At 69.7% G+C, this 25,116-nt stretch carries 18 protein-coding genes and 1 pseudogene; 9 read left to right on the plus strand and 10 right to left on the minus strand.

The window, feature by feature from the left end; genetic code table 11:
* The first annotated feature begins 191 nt into the window (after positions 1 to 191).
* Together AB0E19_RS32825 and AB0E19_RS32830 are read left to right on the plus strand one after the other, a co-directional pair.
* Positions 192 to 1,040 (plus strand): IS5 family transposase, encoded by an 849-nt coding sequence (locus tag AB0E19_RS32825; RefSeq protein ID WP_362186745.1) that lies wholly within the window; start codon positions 192 to 194, stop codon positions 1,038 to 1,040.
* Entirely contained in the window at positions 1,037 to 1,465 is a 429-nt protein-coding gene (locus AB0E19_RS32830) for a hypothetical protein (protein ID WP_362186748.1), read from the plus strand. The genes AB0E19_RS32825 and AB0E19_RS32830 overlap by 4 nt, the downstream gene beginning before the upstream one ends.
* A gap of 43 nt (positions 1,466 to 1,508) precedes the next feature.
* Here AB0E19_RS32830 and AB0E19_RS32835 read toward each other — a convergent pair whose 3' ends face one another.
* The 3 genes and pseudogenes from AB0E19_RS32835 to AB0E19_RS32845 all read right to left on the minus strand — a co-directional run.
* Positions 1,509 to 1,892: a hypothetical protein gene (locus AB0E19_RS32835; RefSeq protein ID WP_362186751.1), complete on the minus strand. Its 384-nt coding sequence runs from the start codon at positions 1,890 to 1,892 to the stop codon at positions 1,509 to 1,511.
* Between the two features lie 235 nt (positions 1,893 to 2,127).
* Positions 2,128 to 2,298 carry a hypothetical protein gene (locus AB0E19_RS32840; protein WP_362186754.1) on the minus strand — a complete coding sequence of 57 codons (171 nt, stop codon included), beginning with the start codon at positions 2,296 to 2,298 and terminating at the stop codon, positions 2,128 to 2,130.
* Positions 2,299 to 2,560: 262 nt separating this feature from the next.
* A pseudogene (locus tag AB0E19_RS32845) lies at positions 2,561 to 2,923 on the minus strand (transposase); the annotation flags it as partial.
* A gap of 472 nt (positions 2,924 to 3,395) precedes the next feature.
* Here AB0E19_RS32845 and AB0E19_RS32850 point away from each other — a divergent pair.
* The 4 genes from AB0E19_RS32850 to AB0E19_RS32865 all read left to right on the plus strand — a co-directional run bounded on the left by AB0E19_RS32850 (position 3,396) and on the right by AB0E19_RS32865 (position 11,959).
* A complete protein-coding gene (locus AB0E19_RS32850; RefSeq protein ID WP_362186757.1) occupies positions 3,396 to 5,792 on the plus strand; it encodes a M4 family metallopeptidase in 2,397 nt (798 codons plus the stop codon).
* 113 nt (positions 5,793 to 5,905) lie between these two features.
* Positions 5,906 to 8,374: a M4 family metallopeptidase gene (locus tag AB0E19_RS32855; protein WP_362186760.1), complete on the plus strand. Its 2,469-nt coding sequence runs from the start codon at positions 5,906 to 5,908 to the stop codon at positions 8,372 to 8,374.
* 218 nt (positions 8,375 to 8,592) lie between these two features.
* Complete coding sequence (locus tag AB0E19_RS32860) at positions 8,593 to 10,911, plus strand: beta-N-acetylglucosaminidase domain-containing protein (protein WP_362186836.1); 2,319 nt, start codon at positions 8,593 to 8,595, stop codon at positions 10,909 to 10,911.
* 139 nt (positions 10,912 to 11,050) lie between these two features.
* Positions 11,051 to 11,959, plus strand: coding sequence for an ROK family protein (locus AB0E19_RS32865; RefSeq protein WP_362186763.1), 909 nt, complete (start codon positions 11,051 to 11,053; stop codon positions 11,957 to 11,959).
* A gap of 69 nt (positions 11,960 to 12,028) precedes the next feature.
* On the opposite strand, the gene AB0E19_RS32870 is transcribed toward AB0E19_RS32865, so the two are convergent.
* The 5 genes from AB0E19_RS32870 to AB0E19_RS32890 all read right to left on the minus strand — a co-directional run bounded on the left by AB0E19_RS32870 (position 12,029) and on the right by AB0E19_RS32890 (position 17,610).
* Positions 12,029 to 13,201 carry an extracellular solute-binding protein gene (locus AB0E19_RS32870; protein ID WP_362186766.1) on the minus strand — a complete coding sequence of 391 codons (1,173 nt, stop codon included), beginning with the start codon at positions 13,199 to 13,201 and terminating at the stop codon, positions 12,029 to 12,031.
* Between the two features lie 189 nt (positions 13,202 to 13,390).
* The gene (locus AB0E19_RS32875; RefSeq protein WP_362186769.1) at positions 13,391 to 14,299 is read right to left on the minus strand and encodes a carbohydrate ABC transporter permease; all 909 of its coding nucleotides are present in this window, start codon (positions 14,297 to 14,299) and stop codon (positions 13,391 to 13,393) included.
* Positions 14,299 to 15,213: a sugar ABC transporter permease gene (locus AB0E19_RS32880; RefSeq protein WP_362186772.1), complete on the minus strand. Its 915-nt coding sequence runs from the start codon at positions 15,211 to 15,213 to the stop codon at positions 14,299 to 14,301. Before AB0E19_RS32880 ends, AB0E19_RS32875 begins: the two co-directional genes overlap by 1 nt.
* Positions 15,214 to 15,241: 28 nt before the next feature.
* A complete protein-coding gene (locus AB0E19_RS32885; RefSeq protein WP_362186775.1) occupies positions 15,242 to 16,501 on the minus strand; it encodes an extracellular solute-binding protein in 1,260 nt (419 codons plus the stop codon).
* Positions 16,502 to 16,809: 308 nt separating this feature from the next.
* Positions 16,810 to 17,610: a DeoR/GlpR family DNA-binding transcription regulator gene (locus AB0E19_RS32890; protein ID WP_362186779.1), complete on the minus strand. Its 801-nt coding sequence runs from the start codon at positions 17,608 to 17,610 to the stop codon at positions 16,810 to 16,812.
* A gap of 387 nt (positions 17,611 to 17,997) precedes the next feature.
* Here AB0E19_RS32890 and AB0E19_RS32895 point away from each other — a divergent pair, with 387 nt between their 5' ends.
* The 3 genes from AB0E19_RS32895 to AB0E19_RS32905 all read left to right on the plus strand — a co-directional run bounded on the left by AB0E19_RS32895 (position 17,998) and on the right by AB0E19_RS32905 (position 20,937).
* Complete coding sequence (locus tag AB0E19_RS32895) at positions 17,998 to 18,930, plus strand: 1-phosphofructokinase family hexose kinase (RefSeq protein WP_362186782.1); 933 nt, start codon at positions 17,998 to 18,000, stop codon at positions 18,928 to 18,930.
* Positions 18,931 to 19,049: 119 nt separating this feature from the next.
* Positions 19,050 to 20,000, plus strand: a complete 951-nt coding sequence (locus tag AB0E19_RS32900) for a sugar isomerase (RefSeq protein WP_362186785.1) — start codon at positions 19,050 to 19,052, stop codon at positions 19,998 to 20,000.
* Between the two features lie 100 nt (positions 20,001 to 20,100).
* Entirely contained in the window at positions 20,101 to 20,937 is an 837-nt protein-coding gene (locus tag AB0E19_RS32905; RefSeq protein WP_362186788.1) for a ketose-bisphosphate aldolase, read from the plus strand.
* Between the two features lie 81 nt (positions 20,938 to 21,018).
* Here the strand turns inward: AB0E19_RS32905 and AB0E19_RS32910 are convergent, their stop codons facing one another.
* Positions 21,019 to 23,169, minus strand: a complete 2,151-nt coding sequence (locus tag AB0E19_RS32910) for a family 20 glycosylhydrolase (RefSeq protein ID WP_362186791.1) — start codon at positions 23,167 to 23,169, stop codon at positions 21,019 to 21,021.
* Between the two features lie 345 nt (positions 23,170 to 23,514).
* A complete protein-coding gene (locus AB0E19_RS32915) occupies positions 23,515 to 25,029 on the minus strand; it encodes an alkaline phosphatase family protein (RefSeq protein ID WP_362186794.1) in 1,515 nt (504 codons plus the stop codon).
* Positions 25,030 to 25,116 lie beyond the last annotated feature (87 nt).

A 25,116-nucleotide genomic window follows, 5' to 3' on the forward strand; every position in this document is an offset into this window, starting at 1 on the left:
AACGTTGCCTGATGTGCCACTAGTCCATGAGCAGCCGGGGCGACATCGTCGTCTCGGGCCGTCCCTACCCGACCCTTCCGCCCTACTCAGAGGGCGGTTCGTGAGTCTTCGGGTGGTTCTGGCGTCGCCTGATGGTGTGGGCGCGGGCCAAATCTGCCGGTGCCCGGCCGCTGATCTGATGGTGTGATGAGGTGACTGAACGCGAGCCGTACCCGAGTGACTTATCGGACGGGCAGTGGTCGTTGATCGAGCCGGTGGTCACGGCGTGGAAGGACCGACACCGCTCGGCCAGCGGCCACCAGGGCGCCTACGCGATGCGGGAGATCGTGAACGCGATCCTCTACCAGGGCCGGACCGGCTGCCAGTGGGCCTACCTCCCGCACGACCTGCCTCCGAAGAGCGCCACGTGCTACTACTTCGCCGCCTGGTGGGACGACGGAACGGACCAGGTCACCCACGAGCTCCTGCGCTGCCAGGTCCGCGAGAAGGCCCGCCGATTAGAGGACCCGACCCTGGTGCTCCTGGACACCCAGAGTGTCCACGCTGCCGCCGGGGTCCCCTCCTCAACGACCGGCCGCGGCGCCGCGAAACGGGTCCCGGGCCGCAAACGGGGCCTGGCCGTGGACGTGCTCGGCCTGGTCATCGCGGTCGTCGTCCTCGCCGCGAGCGCGCACGACAACACCGCGGGCATCGCCCTGCTGGACCAGGTCGCCGACCACACCGGCGGAACCGTCAAGAAGGCCCTGGTCGATCAGGGCTTCAAGAACCAGGTCGTCGCGCACGGAGCCGGCCTGGGCATTGACGTCGAGACCGTCACGCGCAACCCGCAGGACAGGGGGTTCGTTCCGCAGCCCAAGCGATGGAGGGTCGAACAGATCTACGGGATCCTGATACTGCACCGGCGCCTGGTCCGCGACCACGAACACCACCCGGCCTCCTCTGCCTCCCGCGTCTACTGGGCCATGACCCAGGTCATGGCCCGCCGCCTCACCGGCGCGAACACCCCGACCTGGCGCGATCCACAGACGGTGACCACGTGAGCATCCAGCCCCTCCTTGACGCGCTCGGCATCCAGGAGGACGCCGCCCGGGCCCTGGCCGACGACCTCCGCATACAGATCGGCGAACTGCAGGGCCGGCTACGGGAGGCCGAGACCCACCTCGAACACCTTGCGATCACACGGAAGACCGTCACCGGCCTTGCCGACCGGCTCCCGGCCGCCCTCCCGGACCTGCCCGAGCACCCGGACTACCCTTGCATCCTCGCCGTCTTCCACAACGCGACCGGACCGCTGCGGGCCCGGGACGTCTGCGAAGCCCTCGACCACGAACTTCTGCCGAAGAACACCGAGCGCACCCGCGCCAAGCTGAAACGCCTGGTCAAGCTAGACATCCTTGCCGAGGTCGACACCGGAAGCTTCACCAGGAAGCAGCAGCCAGCCGAGCACCACGACCAGCAGCTGTGACCACGACCGATAGTCGGACCACCCCGGATCGGCGCCGCCCTTGCTACCAGATCCACATCCCGCCGAGGACAGAAGCCCGGCCGCTCTCGTCGACGCCGACCATGTGGGCCGCCTCGGGGCCACCGCTTGAATCGGAGTCCAGCGGAATGACGAAGCGGTGCTCTCCGAATTGCAGGGCGAGAATCCGATCCGGATCCAGTTCATAGCCGTCGACGGTCTTGCCGATGTAGCAGCGCATGAGCTCCAGCGACCCTGGTGCGGGAAAGCGCCACTCGCGGCCCCCATACACCCCCGAGGGGTCGCTCAAGGCCCGCAGAATCGGTCCATCGAAGTGCAGCTCGACGTAGTCGCGCACGAAAGACACGGCGCTGACCTCCAAGCCCATCAGCAGCTGAAGCGGGTCGTCCGAGTCGTTCGCAATGGTCACAAGCCCATGCTGCCAGAGGCCTCCGCCCGCCCCATCACGCGTCCGCCCGCTCGCCGACTCGGAATCGAAACGGCCAACTACCGATCGACGTCACAGTAGCCCCCTCCCAGCCTCACCCGGACCTCCTGTCCGCGAATCGCGGACAGGAGGTCTCACCGGCTGATATGGCTCCTTATAGTGGATCGGCGGCTGTGCTCCTGGAACGTTCTCGCCGATGTCCCGGAGCGGTTCTTGCCTACGCCACGATCTGGCGCATCCCAAGGGTGACCGCCACAGCGGCACCGAGGGCGGCCAGCGGGCTGGCCACGGTGAGGACGATGGCTCCCGCCACGACCCCGGCCAGCAGGATGAGCGCCCGGCGCTGCGGCAGGGGCTCGGGGGTGTTCTGGTTCTGCGTGTTTGCCATTAGGCTCCTAGGCGAGACGTGAAACTCAGACGGCCCCGGGCGGCAACCCGGGGCCGTTCGCGTTTGTCGCGAACGGCGAACCGTCGCGCCCTGCTTCCGGCGCTGGGCACACCTCAATCTTCAGCCCCTGCTGGAGCACGGCTCCCGAGTGCGGCTGTGGCCTCCACGAGTGGTGTCGTGGAAGCCACAGTCTGTGCGTCTATGTCACTGGTGTGCCGTGTGCGGGTCTGTCAATCGAACGGTGCAACGAGGGTGGTTGGGGTTACTGGCGGGTTGCGGAGAGCCGGCCGTCGAAGGTGATGTCGAAGGCGTTCAGGGCGGTCTTCCAGCGCAGGGTCCAGCGGGTCTGTCCCCTGCCGGTCGGGTCGAGCGACATGATGGCCATGTAGACGCATTTCAGGGCGGCGGTCTCGTTGGGGAAGTGTCCGCGGGCCTTGACCGCTCGCCGGATCCTGGGGTTCACGGACTCGATCGCGTTGGTGGTGCAGACGATGCGGCGGATCTCGGTGTCGAACCGCAGGAACGGGGTGAACTCCTCCCACGCGTTCTCCCAGAGCCTGACAATCGCCGGATACTTCCGGCCCCAGGTGTCGGCGAACTCGGCGAACCGTTCGAGTGCGGCCTCCTCGGGGTACCAGTCGATGCCGCGGTCCCGCAGTCAAGCCGCCGTCGGGTGGCCTGGCTTCGGGTAGCCGGTGACGTTCTCGAAGCGGAAGAGGGTCACCCCTTCGGAAGGCTGATCGCGCATGGCGACATCTTGCCGCAGTGTGCGAGTCGGCCGCTTGCCCCCATCCCTTCACGCGGACCCGCTTACACAGCGCCGATGGCCCTGCGCCACAGGTGCGACCATTCGCAGGTCCAGACCACAGAGGGCATCTGGAAGCACGCATTCCAGCCAACTTGTGTGGGCGTAATGACGAGTTAACGCAACCATGGCACTCTTCTGAGCAATCTGACGCAGAAAACATGCTCGCAACGCGCATGCTCTTGGCGGCAGTTGATCGCGCACCACTTCGTCGTTCCGTCGAGGCGGCTCGGACCGAGCCGCCCGATTCCTCAACGGCCGAGACCCTCGGTCGTCAGTCAAGGAGCTCAGAGTGAGACGTTCTTCCCGAAAGGCTGTCAGCGCGGGAGTGCTGATAGCCGGTGCCGCCATGGTCGCCGCGACGCTTCCGGCCGGCACTGCGCACGCCGGCTCTCCGGCCCCGGCTGGGGCGCAGGCCGCTTCCGCCGGTGTCACGCCCCGGGCCGGTGCGCTGCAGGTCAGGCTCAGCCCTGCCGAGCGGGCGGCCCTGGTCGCCGACGCCACGGCCGGGCGCGCTGCCACGGCCGAGGCCCTGGGCCTGGGTGCGCAGGAGGCGTTGGTGGTCCAGTCCGTGCTCAAGGACGCGGACGGCACGGTGCACACGCGTTATGACCGCACCTACGCCGGTCTGCCGGTCCTGGGCGGCGAGCTGATCGTGCACGCGGCAGCGAACGGCACCGTCAGGGACGTCACCAAGGACACCAAGGCCACGATCAGCGTCGCCTCCACGAAGGCCGCAAAGAGCGCCGAGTCGGCGAAGGCCGTCGCGCTGGCCAAGGCCAAGGCCGAGGGCGCGAAGGCTCCGAAGGCCGGTCTGGTCCGCAAGGTGGTCTGGGCCGGCTCGGGCAAGCCGGTTCTGGCCTGGGAGGCCGTGGTCGGCGGGCTGCAGCACGACGGAACCCCCAGCCGGATGCACGTGATCACCGACGCGACCACCGGCGCCGAGATCTTCGAGTACGACGAGATCCACACCGGCGTCGGCAACAGCCAGTACAGCGGCCAGGTCACCATCGGGACCTCGGGATCCGCCGGCAGCCACACCATGAACGACACCCCCCGTGGCGGTCACAAGACCTACGACATGGGCCACTCGACCAACGACAGCCAGCAGGGCACTCTGTTCACCGACGCCGACGACGTCTGGGGCAACGGCCTGCCGGCCAACACGCAGACCGCCGGCGTGGACGCGCACTACGGCGCCCAGGTGACCTGGGACTACTACAAGAACGTCCACGCCCGCAGCGGCATCAGGAACGACGGGGTGGCCGCCTACTCCCGCGTCCACTACGGCGACGCCTACGTCAACGCCTTCTGGGACGACTTCTGCTTCTGCATGACCTACGGCGACGGGGCGGGCAACGCCAAGCCGCTCACCTCGATCGACGTGGCCGCCCACGAGATGACGCACGGCGTCACCGGCAACACCGCCCGCCTCATCTACAGCGGCGAGTCCGGCGGCCTGAACGAGGCCACCTCCGACATCTTCGCCGCCGCGGTGGAGTTCTCGGCGAACAACGCCAACGACGTCGGCGACTACCTGGTCGGCGAGAAGATCGACATCCGCGGCAACGGCACCCCGCTGCGCTACATGGACCAGCCCTCCAAGGACGGCAAGTCCAAGGACTACTGGTACTCCACCCTCAGCCAGGTCGACGTCCACTACTCCTCCGGCCCGGCGAACCACTGGTTCTACCTGGCCTCCGAGGGCAGCGGCGCCAAAACGGTCAACGGCGTCGCCTACAACAGCCCGACCTACGACGGGCTGCCGGTCACCGCGATCGGCCGGGACGCCGCGATGAAGATCTGGTACCGCGCGCTCACCACCTACATGACCGGCTCCACCAACTACGCCGGCGCCCGCCTCGCCACCCTCCGGGCCGCCGCCGACCTGTACGGCGACGGCAGCGCCGCCTACGTCCACACCGCCAACGCCTGGGCCGCCGTCAACGTCGGCGCCCGCCTCCCCCTGGGCGTGAGGATCACCGACCCCGGCAACCAGTACACGGCGATCAACACCACCGGGAGCCTGCAGATCCAGGCCATCAGCACCAACTCCGGCCCGCTGACCTACTCGGCCACCGGCCTGCCCGCGGGCCTGTCGATCAACGCCTCCACCGGCCTGATATCCGGCACCGCGACCACCCTGGGCACCAGCAACGTCACGGTCACGGTGAAGGACACCGCCAACGCCTCCTCCACCGCCACGTTCCCCTGGAAGACCTACACGCCCGGCCCGTGCAACCCGGCGCAGCTGCTCGGCAACCCCGGCTTCGAGTCCGGTGACACGGCATGGACCGCCACCGCCGGCGTCATCGACAACGGCATCAAGACGCAGCCGCGCACCGGCACGTGGAAGGCCTGGATGGGCGGCTACGGCCAGACGCAGACCGACACCCTGGCGCAGACGGTGACCATCCCGGCCGGCTGCCCCGCCACCCTGACGTACTGGCTGCACATCAACACCGACGAGATCATGAACACGGTGTACGACACGCTGAAGGTCCAGGCGAACGGAACCACCCTGGCCACGTACTCCAACCTGGACAAGAACACGGACTACGTGAAGAAGACCTTCGACCTCTCCGCCTTCGCCGGACAGAGCGTCACCCTGAAGTTCACGGCTGCGGAGGACTACGGCTTCCAGACGTCCTTCATGCTCGACGACGTCACCCTCACCGTCACTCCCTGACCTCGCGCACGACCGATGCCCCGGCGCTGAACATCGGCGCCGCTCCCCGGGCGGGCTCCGTCGTCCGCCCGGTGTCCGGCCGAGCCCCTCGGCCGCCGTCCTAGGAGTTCACTGTGAGACATTCCCCCCGCAAAGTCGTCGCCGCGGGTGCCCTGATAGCCGGCGTCGCCATGGTCGCCGCCGCGCTTCCCGCCTCCGCGCTTCCCTCTTCCGCGCTTCCCTCTTCCGCGCTTCCCTCCTCCGTACTTCTCGCCTCCACAGCCACGGGCACCCGAGCGCCGGCCGCTCCCGTCAGCCCGGCGCCCCGAGCCGGTGCCCTGAAGGCGGATCTCACCCCCGCCCAGCACGCGGCGCTCCTCGCCGACGCGCAGGCGCACCGAGCCACCACCGCCCATGCCCTGGGCCTTGGCGCGCAGGAGCAGTTGCTGCCGAAGTCCGTCCTGAAGGACGTCGACGGCACGCTGCACACCCGCTACGAGCGCACCTTCGCCGGCCTGCCGGTCCTCGGCGGGGACCTGGTCGTGCACTCGGCCGCCGACGGCGCTGTCAAGAGCGTCACCAAGGCCACCCGGGCGACGATCGCCGTCGCCTCCACCGCCGCGGTCAAGACGGCCGATTCGGCGAAGTCCTTCGCACTGGGCCGCGCCAAGTCCGAGGGCGCCACGTCCCCGAGGGCGGACTCGGTCCGCAAGGTCGTCTGGGTCGCCGCCGACAGACCCACCCTGGCCTGGGAGACCGTCGTCGGCGGCGTGCAGCACGACAAGACCCCTTCCGAACTGCACGTCATCACCGACGCGAAGACCGGCGCCCGGCTGTTCGAGTACCAGGCCGTCAAGAACGGCGTCGGCAACAGCCAGTACTCCGGGCAGGTCTCCCTCGGCACCACGGGGTCCGCCGGCAACTACAGCCTGGTCGACAGCGCCCGCGGCGGCCACAAGACCACCGACCTCGCTCATGCCGAGGACGACCCCTTCGGGGGCAGCATCCCCGTCGGCACGACGTTCACCGACTCCGACGACGTCTGGAGCACCGGCGCACCCGGCCACAACCAGTCGGCCGGTGTGGACGCCGCCTACGGTGCGCAGCTGACCTGGGACTACTACAAGAACGTCCATGCCCGCACGGGCATCCGCAACGACGGCGTCGCCGCGTACTCCCGCGTCCACTACGGCGACATCTACCGCAACGCGTTCTGGTGGGACGTCTGCTTCTGCATGACCTACGGCGACGGCTACTACAACACCAACCCGCTCACCTCGATCGACGTCGCGGCGCACGAGATGACGCACGGCGTCACCTCCAACACCGCCGGCCTGATCTACGACTCCGAGTCCGGCGGCCTGAACGAGGCCACCTCCGACATCCTGGCCACCGCGGTGGAGTTCTGGGCGAACAACTCCTCCGACGTCGGTGACTACCTGATCGGCGAGAAGATCAACTACGACCTCGACGGCAAGCCCCTGCGCTACATGGACCGGCCGTCCAAGGACGGTTACTCCAAGGACTCCTGGTACTCCGGCATCGGCGGCATGGACGTCCACGGGTCCTCCGGCCCGGCGAACCACTGGTTCTATCTGGCCTCCGAGGGCAGCGGCGCCAAGACGGTCAACGGCCTCGCCTACAACAGCCCGACCTACGACGGTCTGCCGGTCAACCCGATCGGCCGGGACGCCGCCGCGAGGATCTGGTACCGGGCGCTCACCACCTACATGACGAGCAACACCGACTACGCGGGCGCCCGCGTCGCCACCCTCCAGGCCGCCGCCGACCTGTACGGGGCGAGCAGCCCCACCTACAAGAACGTCGGCAACGCCTGGGCCGCGGTCAACGTCGGCCCCCGCGTCACCCAGGGCGTGACGCTGACCAACCCCGGCAACCAGGTCTCCTCGACCGCTACGGCGGTGAACCTGCAGGTCCAGGCCACCAGCAGCAACGCCGGGGCGATGACCTACACGGCTACCGGCCTGCCCGTCGGCCTGAGTCTCAACGCCTCCACCGGCAAGATCACCGGTACGCCCAGCGCGGTCGGTACCGCCACCGTCACGCTCACCGTCACGGACTCCACCGGGGCCTACGACGTCGTCTCGTTCTCCTGGCTCATCTACACCGCAGGCGCCTGCGCCACGACGCAGCTGCTCGGCAACGCGGGCTTCGAGTCCGGCGTCACCACGTGGAGCACGACCGGTAGCGGCCCCGTCATCACCAACGACAACTCCTGGCTGCCGGCACGCACCGGCACCTGGAAGTCGCTGGTGGGCGGCAACGGTTCCACGGCCTCCGACAAGCTGACGCAGACGGTGTCCGTCCCCTACGGCTGCAAGGCCACGGTCAGCTTCTGGCTGCGCATCGTCACCAACGAGGGCACCACGACCGTCCCGTACGACAAGATGACCGTCGCGGCCAACGGCACCACCCTGGCCACCTACTCCAACCTGGACAAGAGCACCGGCTACGTCCAGAGGACGTTCGACCTCGCCCAATTCGCAGGGCAGAACGTCACCCTGACGTTCACGAGCGCGGAGGACGGGTCCATCCCGACCTACTTCCTCATCGACGACACCGCGTTCACCGTCCACAGCTGAACCACCCATCGGCCGCTCGGTCCGGCTCGGAACGAGTCGAGCCGAGCGGCCGGCATGTGCCGCTCGAATTTCGGCAACACCCTTGTCAATTCCAGCAGTTGTGCAGGGCTCCGGTCCGGAGCCCTGCCTCTCCCCCGCCGGAGGCAGCCGTGAAGAGACCTCGCTCCCTGCTCAGTGCCCCGCTCCTCACCATCGCGCTCGTCGCCGGACAGACGGGCCTGGGACAACCGGCCCACGCCGTCCCCGTCGTCCCCGCCGCACTTCCCCCCGTCTCCCCCACGCCCCAGTCCATCGACAGGTCCGGAAAGGACGCCGTGGTCACCGGGCGGGTCCTCGTGGCCGCCGACGACCGCACCGACCGGGCCGCGCGCGACCGCCTCGTACGCGAGTTGCGGGCCCACGGAGCCGAGAGGGTGGACGTCGTGGCGCCGGGGCACGCCGGTGCGCGCGGTCTGCTCACCGTACGGCTGGGGCCCGCGTCGAGGCCCGACATCGCCGCGGCCCTCGCCGGCACGACCGTTCCCGGCCACGCGGAGGGCTACGCGCTGCGGGTGACCGCGGACGCCCCGGAGCGGCAGGTCGCGCTGGGCGGCACGGACGGCTCCGGGCAGTACTACGCCGTCCAGACCTTGCGGCAGCTCTTCGTCCGCACCGCCGACGGCGGCTGGAGCATCGCGGGCGCCCGGGTCAGCGACCATCCCTCCATGCCCCTGCGCGGCACGATCGAAGGCTTCTACGGTGCGCCGTGGACCCCGGCCGAGCGGCTGGACCAGATGGACTTCTACGGCGACGTCAAGGCCAACACCTACGTGTACGCCCCGAAGGACGACCCGTACCACCGGGACAGGTGGCGTCAGCCGTACCCGTCGGACAAGCTCGCCGAGCTGGGCGGGCTGATCGAGCGGGCGAACGCCAACCACGTGGCGTTCACCTTCGCCGTGTCGCCGGGCGCGTCCATCTGCTACTCCGACCCCGCGGACCGCGCCGCGCTGAAGGCGAAGCTGGAGACCGTCCACGGCCTGGGCGCCCGGGCGTTCTCCATCCCGCTGGACGACATCGACTACACGTCGTGGAACTGCGACGGCGACCGGAAGGCCTACGGGTCTCCCGGGCGTGCCGCCGCCGCACAGGCGCAGGTGGACCTCCTCAACGACGTCCAGCGCACCTTCGTCGCCGCCCGCCCGGGGACGCGGCCCCTGCAGATGGTGCCCACGGAGTACGGGGACCTCGGCGACTCGGCGTACAAGCGGACCCTGCGCGCGGCCCTCGACCCCGCGGTCGTCGTCATGTGGACCGGCACCGACGTCGTTCCCCCGTCGATCACCAACGCCCAGGCGGAGGCGGCCTCGAAGCTGTTCGGCCGCAAGGTCTTCGTCTGGGACAACTATCCGGTCAACGACTTCGGCGCCACCAGCGGCCGGCTGCTGCTCGCTCCGTACGACAAGCGCGAGGCCGGACTGTCCGCGCATCTGAACGGCATCGTCGCCAACCCCATGAACCAGCCCTACGCCAGCAAGATCGCGGTGTTCGGCGCCGCCGACTTCGCGTGGAACGACCGCGGTTACGACGCCGGCACGAGCTGGACGCGGGCCATGGACCATCTCGCGGGCGGTGACGCCACGGCCGCCGCGGCGCTGCGCGTCTTCGCGGACCTGGAGCACCTCGCGCCCACCTTCGGAGCGACGCCGTGGCAGGAACAGGCGCCCGAACTGAGCCGCAGGGCCGAGCGTTTCTGGACGGACTGGAACGCGGGTCTGCGCACCGAGGCCCTGGCCGCGCTGCGGATGTACGCCGTCTCCGTCGCAGAGGCTCCGGCACGGATCCGGGCCGGAGCGGTGCAGGAGGGCTTCGTGACCGACGTGGACGCGTGGCTCGACGCCACGGAACTGTGGGGACGCGCGACGGTCGCCATGGTGGACGCCGTCTCCGCGCGCCGTACGGGCGACCGGGATCGCTCCCAGGCGCTGCTCGCCCTCTCCCGTGACCTCCAGGAACAGGCCGGTGCGGTACAGGTCGACCCGGCGCGCAACACCTGGGGGAAGGCCCGGACCAAGGTCGGCGACGGCGTCCTCGACGCCTTCCTCGTACGATCCGACGTCATGCTGGAGCTGTGGGACGTGGCCGGCGGCGGCGAGAACCTCGCGCTGAAGGGCACCGCGACGGCGTCCAGCGTCGAGGCCGGCCTCGACCGGCTGGCCGCCCGTCACGTCAACGACGGTTCCACCGGCACCCGATGGGCCTCTGGGTACGGCGACGACGAGTGGGTGCAGGTCAGGCTCGCGACGCCGGCCCGAATCGCCGCGGTGACCCTCGCCTGGGAGGCGGCGTGCGCTGCCGAGTACCGCATCGAGACCTCCGAGGACGGCGTGAACTGGACTTCTGCCGCCACCCGCCGACCGTCGGCCTGCGGCAACGACGTCATCCGGCTCGCCTCCGACCGACCCGTCACCCACGTCCGCATGCAGGGCGTTGCGCGCGCCACCTCCTGGGGCTACTCCCTCTACGAGATGGCCGTCTACGGCGCTCCCGTGACGTAGCGAGTTCCGGCAGGTGGGGCAGGAGCAGGGCGATGGCGTGTCACGGGCGCCCCACAGACCCAGAATTGCCCAATAGTGCTCACTAGGGCTATAAATAGCCCATGTTCGAGCACTACTAATGCAAGAAATGGATCGGTGTATGAACGTCGTCGCTCTGGAGGTTGGCGGGGCGTACATCAAGGGCTGTGCGCTCGGCCCCGACGGCATCCTGCGGGAACGGGAGCGCTGGTTCACCCGCCCTGAGCGAGGGCCGGATGCGGTGCTCGAGACGGTACTGGAATGCGCCGCCACCCTTGCCCGGCGCAGCCGCGCGGTGGCGGCGGGGATCGTGGTGCCCGGCGTCGTGGACGACAGGTCCGGCAGGGCGGTTCTCGCCGGTGCGCTGGGGTGGCGGGAGATGCCGGTGCGGGGTTGGGTCGCCGAGCACCTGGAGATGCCCGTGGCCTTCGGCCATGACGTGCGCGCCGGTGGGCTTGCCGAGGCTCGCCTCGGGGCCGGCCGGGGCTGCCGGAACTTCCTGTTCGTCTCCGTCGGCGCGGGAATCGCCGCCGCGTGGGTGCTCGACGGTCAGGTCGTGCCGGGGGGTCAAGGCGGAGGAGGCGAGCTCGGGCACCTCGTGGTCCGGCCCGGCGGCGAACTCTGCCACTGCGGTGGGCGGGGTTGCCTGGAGACCATCGCCTCCTCCCTCGCGCTCACCCGTCGGTACTCCCTGCTCACGAGGTGGCGCGGGGTCGGCGCGGGCGAGCTGTACCACCGCGCCGACGCGGGCGATGCCGTCGCCCGCGCCGTCTGCGCGGAGGCCGTGGAGGCGCTGGCGGCCACCCTCGCGACGGCCGTCACCCTGTACGCCCCCGAACGGCTGGTCATCGGCGGAGAACTGGGAGCCGCAGGTGAGGGGCGCCTCGCCCCGCTCCGGGACGCCCTGGCACGGCGGCTGACCTTCCAGGCCATGCCCGAGGTGCTGCCCGCCGCCTTCGGGGACCGCTCGGGGTGCATGGGAGCGGCCCTCCTCGCCCAGGAACTTCGGCGCGAGGTCGCCGCCGCCTGACGGCGGCGACGGTGGCGCGCATGGGTCGGCTCGGCACGGCGATCCGTGCCCGCCAGGGGTCTTCCGCCCCTATTCTTCGTGTGCCTGCTCTGCCAGGGAGGCGTCGCCGGCGATCCGGCGCAGGACCTCGGCGGGGCTCCCCTCGTCGGTCATCGCGCTGCCGATGGTTTCCTTCGTGCTCTCTCCCACGGCGCCCCACGAGGTCTTGCCCACGGGTGGCAGGACCGACGTGGGCAGCTCGTGCAGGAACTCGCGGAGGTCCCGGTGCCGGTCGTCCGCCTCCATCCGCTGGGTGACCGAGACGGTGACCGGCAGGAGGTTGTTGCGTGCCGCGAACTCGCGGACGTTCTCGTCGCTGAAGAGGAAGTCGAGGAAGCTGCCGATCTCCTGGGGGTGTTCGTTGTGCTTGAACGCCATGATCCAGTCGACCACCGCGGGTGCGGCATGGGACTTGCCGTCGCGGCCGGGCACGGGCACCTTGCCGACGTCGATGCCGGCGGCCCGCGCCGGCTGGAGGAGGGATGGATGCCCGTTGACCATGCCCACCTCGCCGCGTACGAACGCCGCGTAGGCGTCCTTGCGGTTGAGGCGTTCGGGCGGGACCGGACCCGTGAGTCCCGTCTTCACGAGGTTCTCCTTGACCCAGTTCAGGCTGTCGACGTTCCTCTGTGAGTCGATCTCGTAGGAGCCGTTCAGTGCCGTGTAGCCACCGCCGCCTCCGAGCATCCAGGCCATCGCCTCGATCTGCGCCTCCTCGGGGCCCAACGGCACTGCCATGGGGTACGCGATGCCGGTGCGCTTCTTCAACTGCTCGGCCGCAGACTTCAGTTCGGCCCACGTCGTCGGCGGCTCGTCGATGCCCGCCCGGGCGAACGCCTGCTCGTTGTAGAAGAGGAGCCGCGTCGAGGACGTGAACGGCATGCCGTACTGCGCCCCCCGGTACCGCCCCTCTTCGGCGAGTGCGGGCAGGAAGTTCGCTTCCACGGGGATCGAGAGCAGGCTGTCGACGCGGTGGAGGTCGCCCCGCTCGGCGAACTCCGCGTACGAGGCGATCTGCGCCATGTCGGGAGCCTCGCCGGCCTTGACCATGTCCGCCACCTGGCGGTCGATGTGGTCCCAGGACACGATCTCCACTTCGACGTTGATGCCGGGATGGGCGGACTCGTAGGCACGGACGACCTCCGCCCAGTACCGCTCGGTGCTGTCGGACCGGCCGGCGGCCACTTCGTAGTCGGCGGCCACCAGCCGCAGGGTGACCTCGCCGGAGGTTTCCGCGCAGCCTGCCGACGTTAAACAGAGCACGAGAGCGGTGGCGGCTGCGGTCAGGGCATGTCGGTGCTGGGGCACGGGTTCTTCCCTTTGCTGTGCGCGACGTGAAGGCCCGCCCCTTGCCGGTCGTCGGGAGGGCGGCAGGGAGCGGGCGGGCGGTGGTTACTTGACGGAGCCGGCGGTGAGGCCGGAGACGACCTTGCGCTCGATGAGCGCGAAGAGGACGACCACGGGCACGATGGCGATGACCGAGCCGGCGAACAGGTAGTTCCACTGGACGGTGTAGTTGCCGATGAAGCTGTTGATGCCCACCGTGAGGGGCTGGTTCTCCGGAACGGTGGAGAGGGTCAGGCCCATGACGAACTCGTTCCACGCGGCGATGAAGGTGAAGATCATCGCGGTGACGACGCCGGGCATCGCCAGCGGCAGGGTGATCCGCAGGAGCGCGCCTCCGCGCCCGAGTCCGTCGATCATGGCGGCTTCTTCGAGTGCCTCCGGGATGGAGGAGAAGTACGCGGTGAGGATCCAGATCGCGAAGGCCAGGTTGAAGGCCCCGTTGCAGAGGATCAGGGTCCAGACCGAGTTGAGCATGTCCAGCTGGTAGAACTCGCGGTAGAGGCCGACCAGCAGCGACGTCGGCTGGAACATCTGCGTGATGAGCACCAGCAGCAGGAAGAGCTTGCGCCCGCGGAACTTCATCCGGGCGGTGTAGTACGCGGCGGGGATGGCCACGAGCAGGACGAGCAGGGTCGATCCGGCGGAGACGAGCAGGGTGACGCGGAGGTTGTCCCAGAGGTGGGACTCGCGCCACACGTCGATGAAGTTGACCCACTCGAAGTCGCTCGGCAGGTAGGTGGCGTCCCTCAGTTCGTGGGCCGGCCGGAGCGCGGTGACGATCATCTCCAGGTACGGCAGCAGGAACACCGCGGCCAGGAGCCACGCGGCCGCCGCGGTCAGCAGGACGCGCGGGGTGACGGCCCGCGGGCGCCGGGCCCGCGGGGGTGTGGAGGGGGTCGTGGGGTGGGGGGCGGGGGCCGTGGACCGTACGGCGGTGAGGGTGCGCTGCGTCATCAGTTCTCCTCCTGGTTCCAGCGGGCGGCCTTGAGGAAGAGGACGACCATGACCACGACGAGGGCGAAGTTGACGACGGACATCGCCGCGGACTGGCCGATGTCGGCGTTCTTGAGCTGGTACATGAAGACCGTGGTGGTGGCGGTGTCGCTGTCCGGGCCGCCGCGGGTCATGCTCCAGATGATGGGGAACGAGTTGAAGACGTTGATCAGGTTGATCACCATGCCGATGAGCAGCGCCGGGCGCAGCAGCGGCAGGGTGATCCGCAGGTACGTCTGCCAGGTGTTCGTACCGTCGACCTTGGCCGCTTCGTAGACCTCGGCGGGGATGGTCTGGAGTCCGGCGAGCAGGGTGTAGGTGGTGAAGGGCAGCGAGACGAAGACGGCCACGAACATCATCCACGGCCAGGCGGTGGACGGGTCGCCCAGCCAGTCCTTGGGGCCGTCGACGAGGCCGAGGTCCTTCATGAGGGTGTTGAGGACGCCGGAGGTCTGGTTGAGCATCCACTTGAAGCCGATCGCGGTCATCACCAGCGAGGCGGCCCACGGTGCGATGAGCGCCCAGCGGGTGACGCGGCGGCCGGGGAACCGCTGGTTGAACAGCTGGGCCAGGGCCAGGGAGACCACCATCGTGGTGGTGACCACGACGAGGGTCCACATGACGGTGGAGACGACGACCGAGGGCAGCGCCGGATCCTCGAACAGCTGCTTGTACTTGTCGGTTCCGGCCGAGCCGCGGACGAAACCGCTGCTGCTGATCTTCAGGAACGAGGTCCGGACCATCTCGTAGACGGGCCAGAGCACGACCAGGACGATGAGCAGGGTCGCGGGTCCGATCCAGGGCAGTGGGCCGAGGCGGGCCAGGCCGCCCGGGCCCTTGCGGCCGGGGCGGGTGGCGGATGAGGTGGTGGACACGAGGTGCCTTCCGTGACGTGGCGCGGGCCTACTGGTCGGCGACCGCTGCCTCGGCCTTCTTCTGGAGCTCGCCCAGCACCTTCGCGGGGTCGTTCACGGCGGTGCCGCCGCTCTTCTTGATCTCGGCCGAGACGGCGTCCCAGGTGGTGTCGCCCAGCGGGTAGAAGACGGCGTTCGGCAGCAGTGTGAAGAAGGGCTCGAGGTCCTTGTGCTTGCCGTTGGCGGTCATCTCCTGGAGCGTGTCCTTCGTGACCGGCATGAGGTTGTACGTCTCGTCGAACTTCAGCGTGTTCTCCTTGGAGTACGCGAAGTCGAGGAACTTGCGGACCTCTTCCTTGTGGCCGCCGTCCTTGAACGCCATCATCCAGTCGGCGACGCCGAGGGTGGACGCCAGGGCTCCGGACTTGCCGGGGATGGGCGCGACGCCGTAGTCGACCTTCCCGTCCTTGGACATCTGGATCAGCGAGGGGTGTCCGTTGAGCATGGCGGTCTTGCCCGCCGCGAAGTCGGCGAAGGCGGTCTTGCGGTCGGTGGTGGCGGGGTTGGCGTAGGTGAGGCCGGGGCCGACGAGGTTCGTCTTCAGCCAGGAGAACGCCTCGACGTTGGCCTTGGCGTCGAGGGTGTAGCCGCCCTTGGCGTCCGTGTAGCCGCCGCCGTTCCCGAGCTCCCAGATCAGGGACTCGCCCTGTGCCTCCTCGGGGCCGAGGGGAAGGGCGTACGGGGTGACGCCGGGGACCTTGGCCTTGACCTTCTGCGCGGCGGCCTTGAGTTCGTCCCAGTTCTTGGGCGCCTCGGTGACGCCGGCCTTGGCGAACAGGGTCTTGTTGTAGAAGAAGGCACGCGCGGAGGAGACGAACGGGATGCCGTACTGCGTGCCGTCGACCTCGCCGGCCTTGGCGAAGCTGTCGATGAGGTTCTTCCGGGTGGACTCCGACAGCACCTCGTCGGCCTTGTACAGGAGGTCGTCGGCGACCTTGTCGGCGTAGCCGCCCGTCTGGAGGACGTCCGGCACGTTGCCGCTCTGGATCATCGTCTTCACCTGGGAGTCGATGTCGTTCCAGTTGATGACCTGGACGTCGACCTTGATCTTCGGGTTGGCGGCGGTGAAGCGCTGTGCCACGTCGTTCCAGTACGCGGTCGAGCTGTTCGACGCCTTGTCTCCGTAGTCCGCGGCGACGAGCTTCAGGGTCACCTCGCCGTTCGCCGAGGCGCCGCCGTCCTTGCCACCGCAGGCCGTGAGGGTGAGCACGCCTATGGTGCAGGCCGCCACGAACATCCGCTTGTTCATCGTCAGTACCGCCTTTGTGTGTACCGGCCGTCGGACGATGTGCGGCCGGTGGGGTGCAGGAACGACAGCAGCTCGGAGCATGCATGAACCTGGGCGCTATTCCAGGTTTTCGCTCAGTAACGAGCATCTGCTGCGGTGGAAGTAAACACGATGATGGGGCTCCGATGCCAGGGGCCGTTACGCGAACGATGCCGAATCGTCCGGATGTTGGGCGTCGTGGGGGGGTCCCGGGGCCGGACAGCAGACCGCCCCCCGTGCGTCCTGGGACGCACGGGGGGCGGTGTGGGGGTGTTCGGTGGCGAGTGCCCTCAGACGGTGATCACTTCGATGCCGGCCTCGGTGAGCCTGGCCGTCATCTCCGGGGCGATCCCCGAGTCGGTGACGACGGAGTCGATACGGTCGAGGCCGCAGATCCTGGCGAAGGCGCGCTTGCCCATCTTGGAGGAGTCGGCGACCAGAACGACCCTGCGGGCGCGCTCCGCGAAGAGCCTGCTGATGCTGGCCTCGTCCTCCTGGTGCGTCATGACCCCCAGTTTGGGGTCCACGCCGTCGGCGCCCAGGACCGCGACGTCCAGCACCACCTCGTTCAGCACCCCTGCCGCCAGCGGCCCCACCAGCTCGTAGGACTGCGGCCGGGCGACCCCACCGGTCACCACGATCTTGAACTGTGGACGGACCGCCAGCTCTCCGGCGATGTTCAGCGCGTTGGTCACCACGGTGTACAAGGGGCCGGAATGCCCGTCTCCCGCATCGCCCGCGCCTCCGCCCGTCCGCAGGGCCAGCGCGCGGGCCACCTCGGTGCTCGTCGTCCCCCCGTTGAGACCGATGACGTCTCCCGCCGTCATCAGGTCCGCCACCGCCCTGGCGATGCGCTGCTTCTCGGAAGCCCGGCGGGAGGACTTGTAGCGCAACGGAAGCTCATACGACACGCCGTGCGCGATCGCCCCGCCGCGGGTGCGGACGAGAAGCCGCTGCTCGGCCAGTTCGTCGAGGTCACGGCGAATGGTGGCGGGCGACACGTCGACGACGACCGCGGCCTGTTCCACGTCCAGCCTGCCCTCCACCGCCAGCAATTCGAGCAACCTGCTCCACCGCTCCTGCTTGGACATGTGCCGCAACCCTTCCCTGCCCCTGAAACGTCCGAACCGCACGCCCGAGTCCCCGACGGTCCGCCGGCCCGCATGGAGCCGTCGTACCGATGCGGCATGCGCGAAGTTGATCGTAGCGCGCCCGCATCGAGCATCACGGTGGACAGGTCGCCATCGCTCGCGGGGAGCGCTTTCTGCCCTGTGCCACTTCCCGCACGGGTCCGCTCGACAGCAGATACAAGCATCTGGACTGATTGAACATGCTCGTTTTATGCTCAGGGAGCGCAGGATCAATCACTCCGAATGGCCCCGGCCCTGGCCCTGGCTGTCCGTACCCCACGCCCGCTTGCCGCCCTCGAAGGGGCGGGGCCGCCACGCACACGCTTCTTTCGCAGGAGTCCGCACACCATGATCGTCACCGTCACGCTCAACGCCGCCCTCGACGTCACCTGGGAGGTCGCCGAGCTGCGGCCCCGCACGTCCCACCGTGTCCTCGCGGCCCACGAGCGGGCCGGAGGGAAAGGCGTCAACGTCGCCCGGGTGCTCGCCTTCCTCGGGCACTCGCCGGTCGTCACGGGCCTGGTGGGGGGACCGACGGGCCGCCTGATCCACGACGGTCTGCGGTCCGCCGGGATCGATGCCTCCTTCGTCTCGGTGGCGGGCGAGTCCCGGCGTACGGTCACCGTGGTCTCGCGCAACGACGGTGATGCCACCGTCTTCAACGGGCTCGGCCCGGAGGTGACCGCCACGGAATGGGCGGCCTTCGTCACGCACTACGCCACCACGGTCCGAGGTGCGAGCGTCGTCGTCCTGAGCGGAAGCACTCCCCCGGGCCTGCCACCGGACGCCTACGCGGTCCTGATCCGGGTCGCCGCCGAAGCGGGGGCCCTGACCGTCCTCGACACCTCCGGCCCCGCCCTGACCGCCGCCCTGGAGGCGGGGCCGGATGTGATCAAGCCCAACGCGGCCGAGCTCGCGGAGGTGACGGGGTGCGATGATCCGGCGGCCGCCGTCACGGAGCTGCGGCGCCGCGGCGCGCGCACGGTCGTGGCGTCGGCGGGCCCGGACGGTCTGCGGGCCGCCACGCCGAACGGCGCGTGGCTGGCCGCTCCTCCCGCGTTGCTCTCCGGCAATCCGACGGGCGCGGGAGACGCCTGCGTCGCTGCGATCGCGTCCGGTCTCGCGGCCCGCGCGGCCTGGCCGGACATCCTGCGCGAGGCGGTGGCCCTGTCGGCCGCAGCCGTGCCCTGTGCGACCGCGGGCGAGGTCGATCCCTCGGTCTACTCACACTTCCGGCAAAAGGTCAGCGTGGCCGAACTCGCGCCGCCGTGTCACCCGTGAGGCACGGAGACGACCCGCCTGACCGCCGCCGTGTCCAGACGTCTCCGTCCGACCGACCACGGCACTTCCAGCACGTCACCAAGCATGCACAGCCCGCCCTACGCACCTCAAGGAATCGCATGACCACCTTCCGGACCTCCCGTACGTCCGTCGAGATCGACTCCCAGCCGGACACCTGGCGCCGCGCGGCCGCCTCGGTCGCCTCCTTCTCGGACGCCCTGCCGCGCCGGGGTGAGCGCGTCGCGGTCGTCGGCTGCGGCACCTCCTGGTTCATGGCCCACGCCTACGCGGAACTGCGCGAAGCGGGCGGACACGGCGAGACCGACGCCTTCGCCGCCTCCGAGTTCCCGCACGGCCGGAACTACGACCGCATCCTCGCGATCACCCGTTCCGGCACCACCACCGAGGTCCTCGACCTGCTGACCCGGGTGAAGGGGTCCCTGCCCACCGGCGCCATCACCGCCGACGCCGCCACCCCCGTCATGGCGGCCGCCGACGCCGTCGCGGTCCTCGACTTCGCGGACGAACAGTCCGTCGTCCAGACCAGGTTCGCCACCACGGTCCTCGCCCTCCTGCGAGCCCACCTCGAAGCCGAGAACGCCCTGCCGGCAGGCGTACGTCCGCTGGCTCAGGCCGTCCAGGACGCCGAGCGTGCCGTCGCGGAGCCCCTCGACCCGGACGTCCGCGGCGCCGAGCAGTTCACCTTCCTCGGCGCCGGCTGGACCTACGGCCTCGCCCTCGAAGCCGGACTCAAGATGCGGGAGGCCGCCGGGGCCTGGACCGAGGCGTACCCGGCCATGGAGTACCGCCACGGTCCGATCAGCATCACCGGCCCCGGCCGGGCCGTCTGGCTCTTCGGCGCCGCGCCGCAGGGCCTGGCCGACGACATCGCCCGCGTCGGCGGTCTGTACGCCGCCGGGTCCGGTGAGGAGCCCGGCGCTCTCGACCCGCTCGCCGACCTGATCCGGGCCCAGCGCCTCGCCGTCCACCTCGCCGAGGCCCGTGGTGACGACCCGGACCGTCCTCGCAACCTGACCCGCTCCGTGATCCTCGAGGACTCCGGAGCCTGAGGCCCACGCTCCTCCCCCTGCCCGGCGTGCGAGGTGGACACCGCCGTCCACCTCGCACGCCGTCTGCTCTGCATCCGTCACCACTCCGTGGAGAACTCCCATGCCCCTGACCCCCACCGACGACATCGTCGGGCCCGCCCGCGACGCGAACACCGGTGTCGGCGCCTTCAACGTCGTCCAGATCGAGCACGCCGAGGCGATCGTCGCCGGGGCCCGGCAGGCGGGCCTGCCGGTCATCCTGCAGATCAGCGAGAACACGGCCCGTTACCACGGCGCCCTCGCCCCCCTCGCCCTGGCCACGCTGGAGATCGCCCGTGCCGCCACCGTGCCGGTGGCGGTCCACCTGGACCACGCCGAGTCCGCCGAACTCGTCCGGGAAGCCGTCGAACTCGGCTTCACCTCAGTCATGTTCGATGCCTCGAAGCTGTCGTACCAGGCGAACGTCGACGCGACGCGCGCGATCACCGAGCACTGCCATCGGGCCGACGTCTGGGTGGAGGCGGAGCTCGGCGAGGTCGGCGGCAAGGACGGCGCCCACGCCCCCGGTGTCCGTACGGACCCGGACGAGGCACGCGAGTTCGCCGCCGCGACGGCGGTGGACGCGCTCGCCGTCGCCGTGGGCAGCTCGCACGCCATGATCATCCGGGACGCCGTGCTCGACCTCGACCTCATCACGCGTCTGAAGGAGGCTCTGGACATCCCTCTCGTCCTGCACGGTTCCTCCGGCGTCGACGACTCGGACCTCGAGAAGGCCGTGGCCGCCGGCATGACGAAGGTGAACATCTCCACCCACCTCAACCAGCTCTTCACCCGCACGGTCAGGGAGCAGCTCCACGCCGCTCCGGCGGTCGCCGACCCGCGCAGGTACCTGGGTCCGGCGCGTGAGGCGGTCGCCGCGGAGGTGGCCCGGCTGCTGTGCCTCCTCGCCGGGCGCTGACCCGGGGGGTGTGACGCGAGGAGGGCCCGGCTGCGGTGGCAGCCGGGCCCTCTTCGCTGTCGAGCCGTCAGGCCCGGTGGGTCAGCCGATGGTCCAGCGCTGCAGCGCCGATCCGCTGTCGGGCTGCTGGGCGACGAGCGCGCCGTTGGCCGTCGAGGCGGTGGTCAGCAGGAGTCCGCTCTTGACCGATGCCAGGGTGTGGGTGCCGCCGGCGACCGGCGTGATCCGCCACCGCTGGTTGGTGCCGCCGGTGCACGTCCACTGGACGACCGGGGCGCCCGCGGACAGGGAGCCGCCGCTGACGTCGGCGCAGAGCCCGGAGGCCACGTTGACCAGGGTGTAGGAGCCGTCCGACTGCTCGGTGAGGGTCCACTTCTGGTTGTTGCCGCCGTGCAGGGCCCAGGTCGTGAGCCGCGTGCCCGGGGACGTGGAGCTGCCGGGTACGTCCAGGGCCTGGCCGCCGGTGGCGAAGGTGTGGACGCCGTTGAGGTTCCCGCCGGAAGGGCTGCTCCAGGGGACGTCGGGGGCGGCGTAGTAGCCGATTCCCGCCGCGGTCCAGCGCGGTCCGTGGGTGCCCAGGCGGCGGCTGAAGTCGGTGTAGTCGTGGGTGGACTGGGGCGACCAGCCGATCTCGGCGATGGCGGGCAGGCGCGGGAAGGTCATGTGCTCGGCGTAGACGTTCGGCTCGGGGAACTGGCTCGTGGACGTGGGCAGCTCGTTGCTGCCGGCGTACGCCCGGTCGGTCCACAGGGCCGCTTCGACGCCGGCGATCTTGTCGGCCGGGACGAGGGAGCCGGTGCCGTTGGGCTTGGCCGTCGAGGTGGTGGGGTCCCAGTCATAGGCCTTGCTCAGCGGGACGTAGCCCTGCCAGGACAGGCCGTAGGGCGTCGAGGAGTCGTACTTCATGTCGAGGTACGCGTGGTCGGAGGGGGACATGACGAACCGGGCGTTCTGCTGGACGGCGTTGCGGACGAACTGGATGTCCTCGGTCTCACTGCCGGTGCCGATGGTGGCCCGGTCGTCGGCGTCGCCCCACCACTGCATGATGCTGTTCGCGGGGATCGTGGACTGGCCGAGCTGGTGCCAGGCCATCACGGTCTTGCCCTTGGCGGTCGCGGCCGCGGTGGCCGCGGAGACGTAGGCGTTGTACTGGGTCGAGGTGGCCTGCGGGGTCTCGTCGCCGCCGAGGTGGACGTAAGGTCCGGGCGTCATGGCCGCCACCGTGTCGATCACGGTGGTGAGGAAGCCGCTGACGTTGGATATGTGCTGGGCGTCGCTCAGACAGTAGAGGCTGATGCCCACGTCGAAGCCCGAGTACGGCTTGATCGCCTTGTTGTCGCAGTTGAGGTTGGCGACGGACGCCAGGGCGGCGCTGGTGTGGCCGGGGCCGTCGATCTCAGGGACGACGGTCATGAAACGGGACTTGGCGTAGGCAACGATCTCCTGGTACTCCGCGGCGGTGTAGTACCAGGTGGTCCCGCCGGTGAAGCCGCTCTGCGTGCTCGCGCCGATCGTGGTGAGGCTCGGTATGGCCCCGATCGCGATGCGCCAGCCCTGGTCGTCCGTCAGGTGCAGGTGCAGCGTGTTGATCTTGTAGGCCGCGGCCTGGTCGATGTACTTCTTGAGCTGGGCCATCGGGAAGTAGCGCCGGGCCACGTCCACCATGACGCCCCGGTAGGCGTACCGGGGCGTGTCCGAGATCTGCACGGGGGCGACGGTCCAGGGACCCGGTTTGACCGTCGTGGACTCGATGGCCGCCGGCAGCAGTTGACGCAGGGTCTGCACCCCGCGGAACAGGCCCTGCGCTCCGTGCGCGGTCACCGTCACGCCGGTGCTGGTCGACGACAGGGTGTAGCCCTCGGCACCGAGGGCGGCCGGGCCGTTCGGGTCGAGGACGATGGCCTGGCTCCCCGACGGGGACGTCGAGGTCACCGGCAGGGTGTAGCCGGTCGCCGGTGCGAGCAGCGCGGCGAGGTACGTGCCCACGCCCGCCGCGTCGGGATCGCCGGACGGGACGACGTTCACCGACGTCTGCGCGGTGAGGGCGAAGCCGCTGCCGGTCAGGGTCGTCTGTGACACGGGCTGGGGTACGACGGCCGGGGCGGCGGCGGCCTCGGCGACCGAACCTGTTGCGGCTGTCGCCGTCGCCATCCCCGGAAGGGGGGTGGCGAGAGCGAGGGCGAGAGCGGCGAGGGTGGAGAGGTTTCTCCTCCGCCAACGCGACGAACGCATGGATGACTCCTTCGTTGGAAGGGACGCACACCTGTGGGCGCGGCTGAACACGCGCATCACGCCAGGAGTGCGGCGACGACACCGGAAAGGACAGTTGAGAACATTGATCATGCTCAGTTCTGCATGATCGGACCGGTTCCCGAGCACTTTCGAACGAACCGTCGCAGTAGCGGAGTGGGGGCGTCAAGGCTTACCGGGCCGTAGCTTCCTTGCGTGCACGGCCCGTTGCGAACAGGAAGGCAAGAGGGGAAGTTCTCGACATTTTCCCTTGCCGAGACGACGATGGTTACGCAACCATTGAAGGTTGCGTAACCACCTGACGCGCCTCTTGGGCGCGCCTGGACGTCAGGAGGTCAGGGTGACCTGATCGACCGTCCAGAAGGCGCTGTTGGTGCCCGTGTAGCGGAAGGACAGGCGGGCGGTGGTGGCGCCGGCCGGGACGGTGACCGTGAGCTTCTCGAAGGCGTTGCGGTCCGCGCGGTAGGACTGCAGGAGCTGCTGGGGACCGCCGTCGAAGGAGACGTACACGTCTCCGGTCTGCGGGCCGTCCACCTTGTAGGTCGTCGCGTACGAGACGGTCGCCGTCGCGCCGCCGGTCACGGCGAAGGCCGGGCTGACGAGGGTGGATTCGAACTGTCCGGCGCCGTGGGCCTTGTCGTCCCACTCGTCGGAATCGGCGACGGCGAAGACGTTGCGCGCCCGGACGTTGGTCTCACGGCCCTGACCCAGGTCGGTGTTGCTCCAGAACTCGTCGGTGGCGAAGGACCAGCCGCGCCACTCGGTCACTCCGCCCGTGGGCATGGCCGAGTTGTCGATCGTCCAACCGCTCGGCGCGGTGGTCGTCCAGCCCTTGAGGGTGGAAGGCAGGGCGACCTCGTCGACCCGGGCGCTCAGCGAGGGCCGCAGGGCGTCGAAGGCGTCGGGCGCGAGGGTGCCGATCGGCTCGCCGTCGAGCTGCCACGCCGGGTCGGGGGTGACCCCGAAGTGGGAGAGGACGGTCGGGGCGATGTCGGTGACCTTGACGTCGTAGCGCACCGACCCCGGGGTGAAGCCGGTCCCCATGGCGATGACGAACGACTGGCGTTCGGAAGGGGTGTTGCCGCCGTGGCCGCCGTCGGGCAGGTGGCCGTGGTCGGCGGTGACGAGGATCTGCCAGTCCTCGTCGGCGTACGTGGCACGGGAGGCGACAGCGTCGAGGATCCGGCCGATCTGGGTGTCGACGGTGTTCAGCGCCGCCAGGTAGGCCCGGTGCTCGGTGCCGTAGTAGTGGCCGGCGCCGTCGACCTCGTCGAGGTGGACGAAGGTGGCGTCCGCGTCGGTGGTCGTGAGCTTGGAGACGGCGGTCGTGGTGGTGTCCGCGTCGCTGACGCCGCCGAGGCGGGTGTCGACGGCGGGCCCGAAGACGGTGGTGGGGATCGGGCCCCAGGTGCCCACGACCAGGGTGTCGAGCGCGGCGTCGGCGCTCTCCAGCCGGGTGGCGTAGTCGGGGTAGAGGTCGTACCGGGCGCCGGTGAAGCTGTTGTCGACGACCTTGTGCTTGTCGGGCCAGGTGCCGGTGGCGATGGTCGACCAGCCCGGGCCCGAGGAGGTGGGGGCCATCGGGTTCGCGTAGAGGTTGGCGGTGGCGGTCATGCCGGCCGCCATGAGGCCCTTGACCCTGGGCATCTTCGCCTTCTCGAACTTGGCGAAGGTCGCGCCGTCGATGCCGATCACCAGCGACTTGGACTGCTTGACGACCGCGGCGGCGCCGGCGGTCGCCCCCTCCTTGGTGCTCGCCGCATGGGCGGAGGCGGCAAGCGGCAGCACGGCTACCGCGACGGTGCCCGCGAGGGCAGCGCGAACAGAACGGGACAGGCGCACGAAAGCTCCTTGGAATGACTGTGGTTGGGGTGCACGGACATCTCGGCCGGGCGTTGATGAGCCTGGGCCCGGCCGAGAATCAGCAGA

Origin of the sequence: Streptomyces sp. NPDC047974, assembly GCF_040653375.1 — a bacterium.
Taxonomy (GTDB): Bacteria; Actinomycetota; Actinomycetes; order Streptomycetales; family Streptomycetaceae; genus Streptomyces.

Excerpts from the sequence above, each read along its gene's own strand:
- AB0E19_RS32840 (WP_362186754.1), bottom strand. The coding sequence starts at position 2,298 with ATGGCAAACACGCAGAACCAGAACACCCCCGAGCCCCTGCCGCAGCGC.
- AB0E19_RS32900 (WP_362186785.1), top strand. The coding sequence starts at position 19,050 with ATGACCACCTTCCGGACCTCCCGTACGTCCGTCGAGATCGACTCCCAG.
- AB0E19_RS32885 (WP_362186775.1), bottom strand. The coding sequence starts at position 16,501 with ATGAACAAGCGGATGTTCGTGGCGGCCTGCACCATAGGCGTGCTCACC.
- AB0E19_RS32910 (WP_362186791.1), bottom strand. The coding sequence starts at position 23,169 with ATGCGTTCGTCGCGTTGGCGGAGGAGAAACCTCTCCACCCTCGCCGCT.
- AB0E19_RS32890 (WP_362186779.1), bottom strand. The coding sequence starts at position 17,610 with ATGTCCAAGCAGGAGCGGTGGAGCAGGTTGCTCGAATTGCTGGCGGTG.
- AB0E19_RS32895 (WP_362186782.1), top strand. The coding sequence starts at position 17,998 with ATGATCGTCACCGTCACGCTCAACGCCGCCCTCGACGTCACCTGGGAG.
- AB0E19_RS32875 (WP_362186769.1), bottom strand. The coding sequence starts at position 14,299 with ATGACGCAGCGCACCCTCACCGCCGTACGGTCCACGGCCCCCGCCCCC.
- AB0E19_RS32905 (WP_362186788.1), top strand. The coding sequence starts at position 20,101 with ATGCCCCTGACCCCCACCGACGACATCGTCGGGCCCGCCCGCGACGCG.
- AB0E19_RS32865 (WP_362186763.1), top strand. The coding sequence starts at position 11,051 with ATGAACGTCGTCGCTCTGGAGGTTGGCGGGGCGTACATCAAGGGCTGT.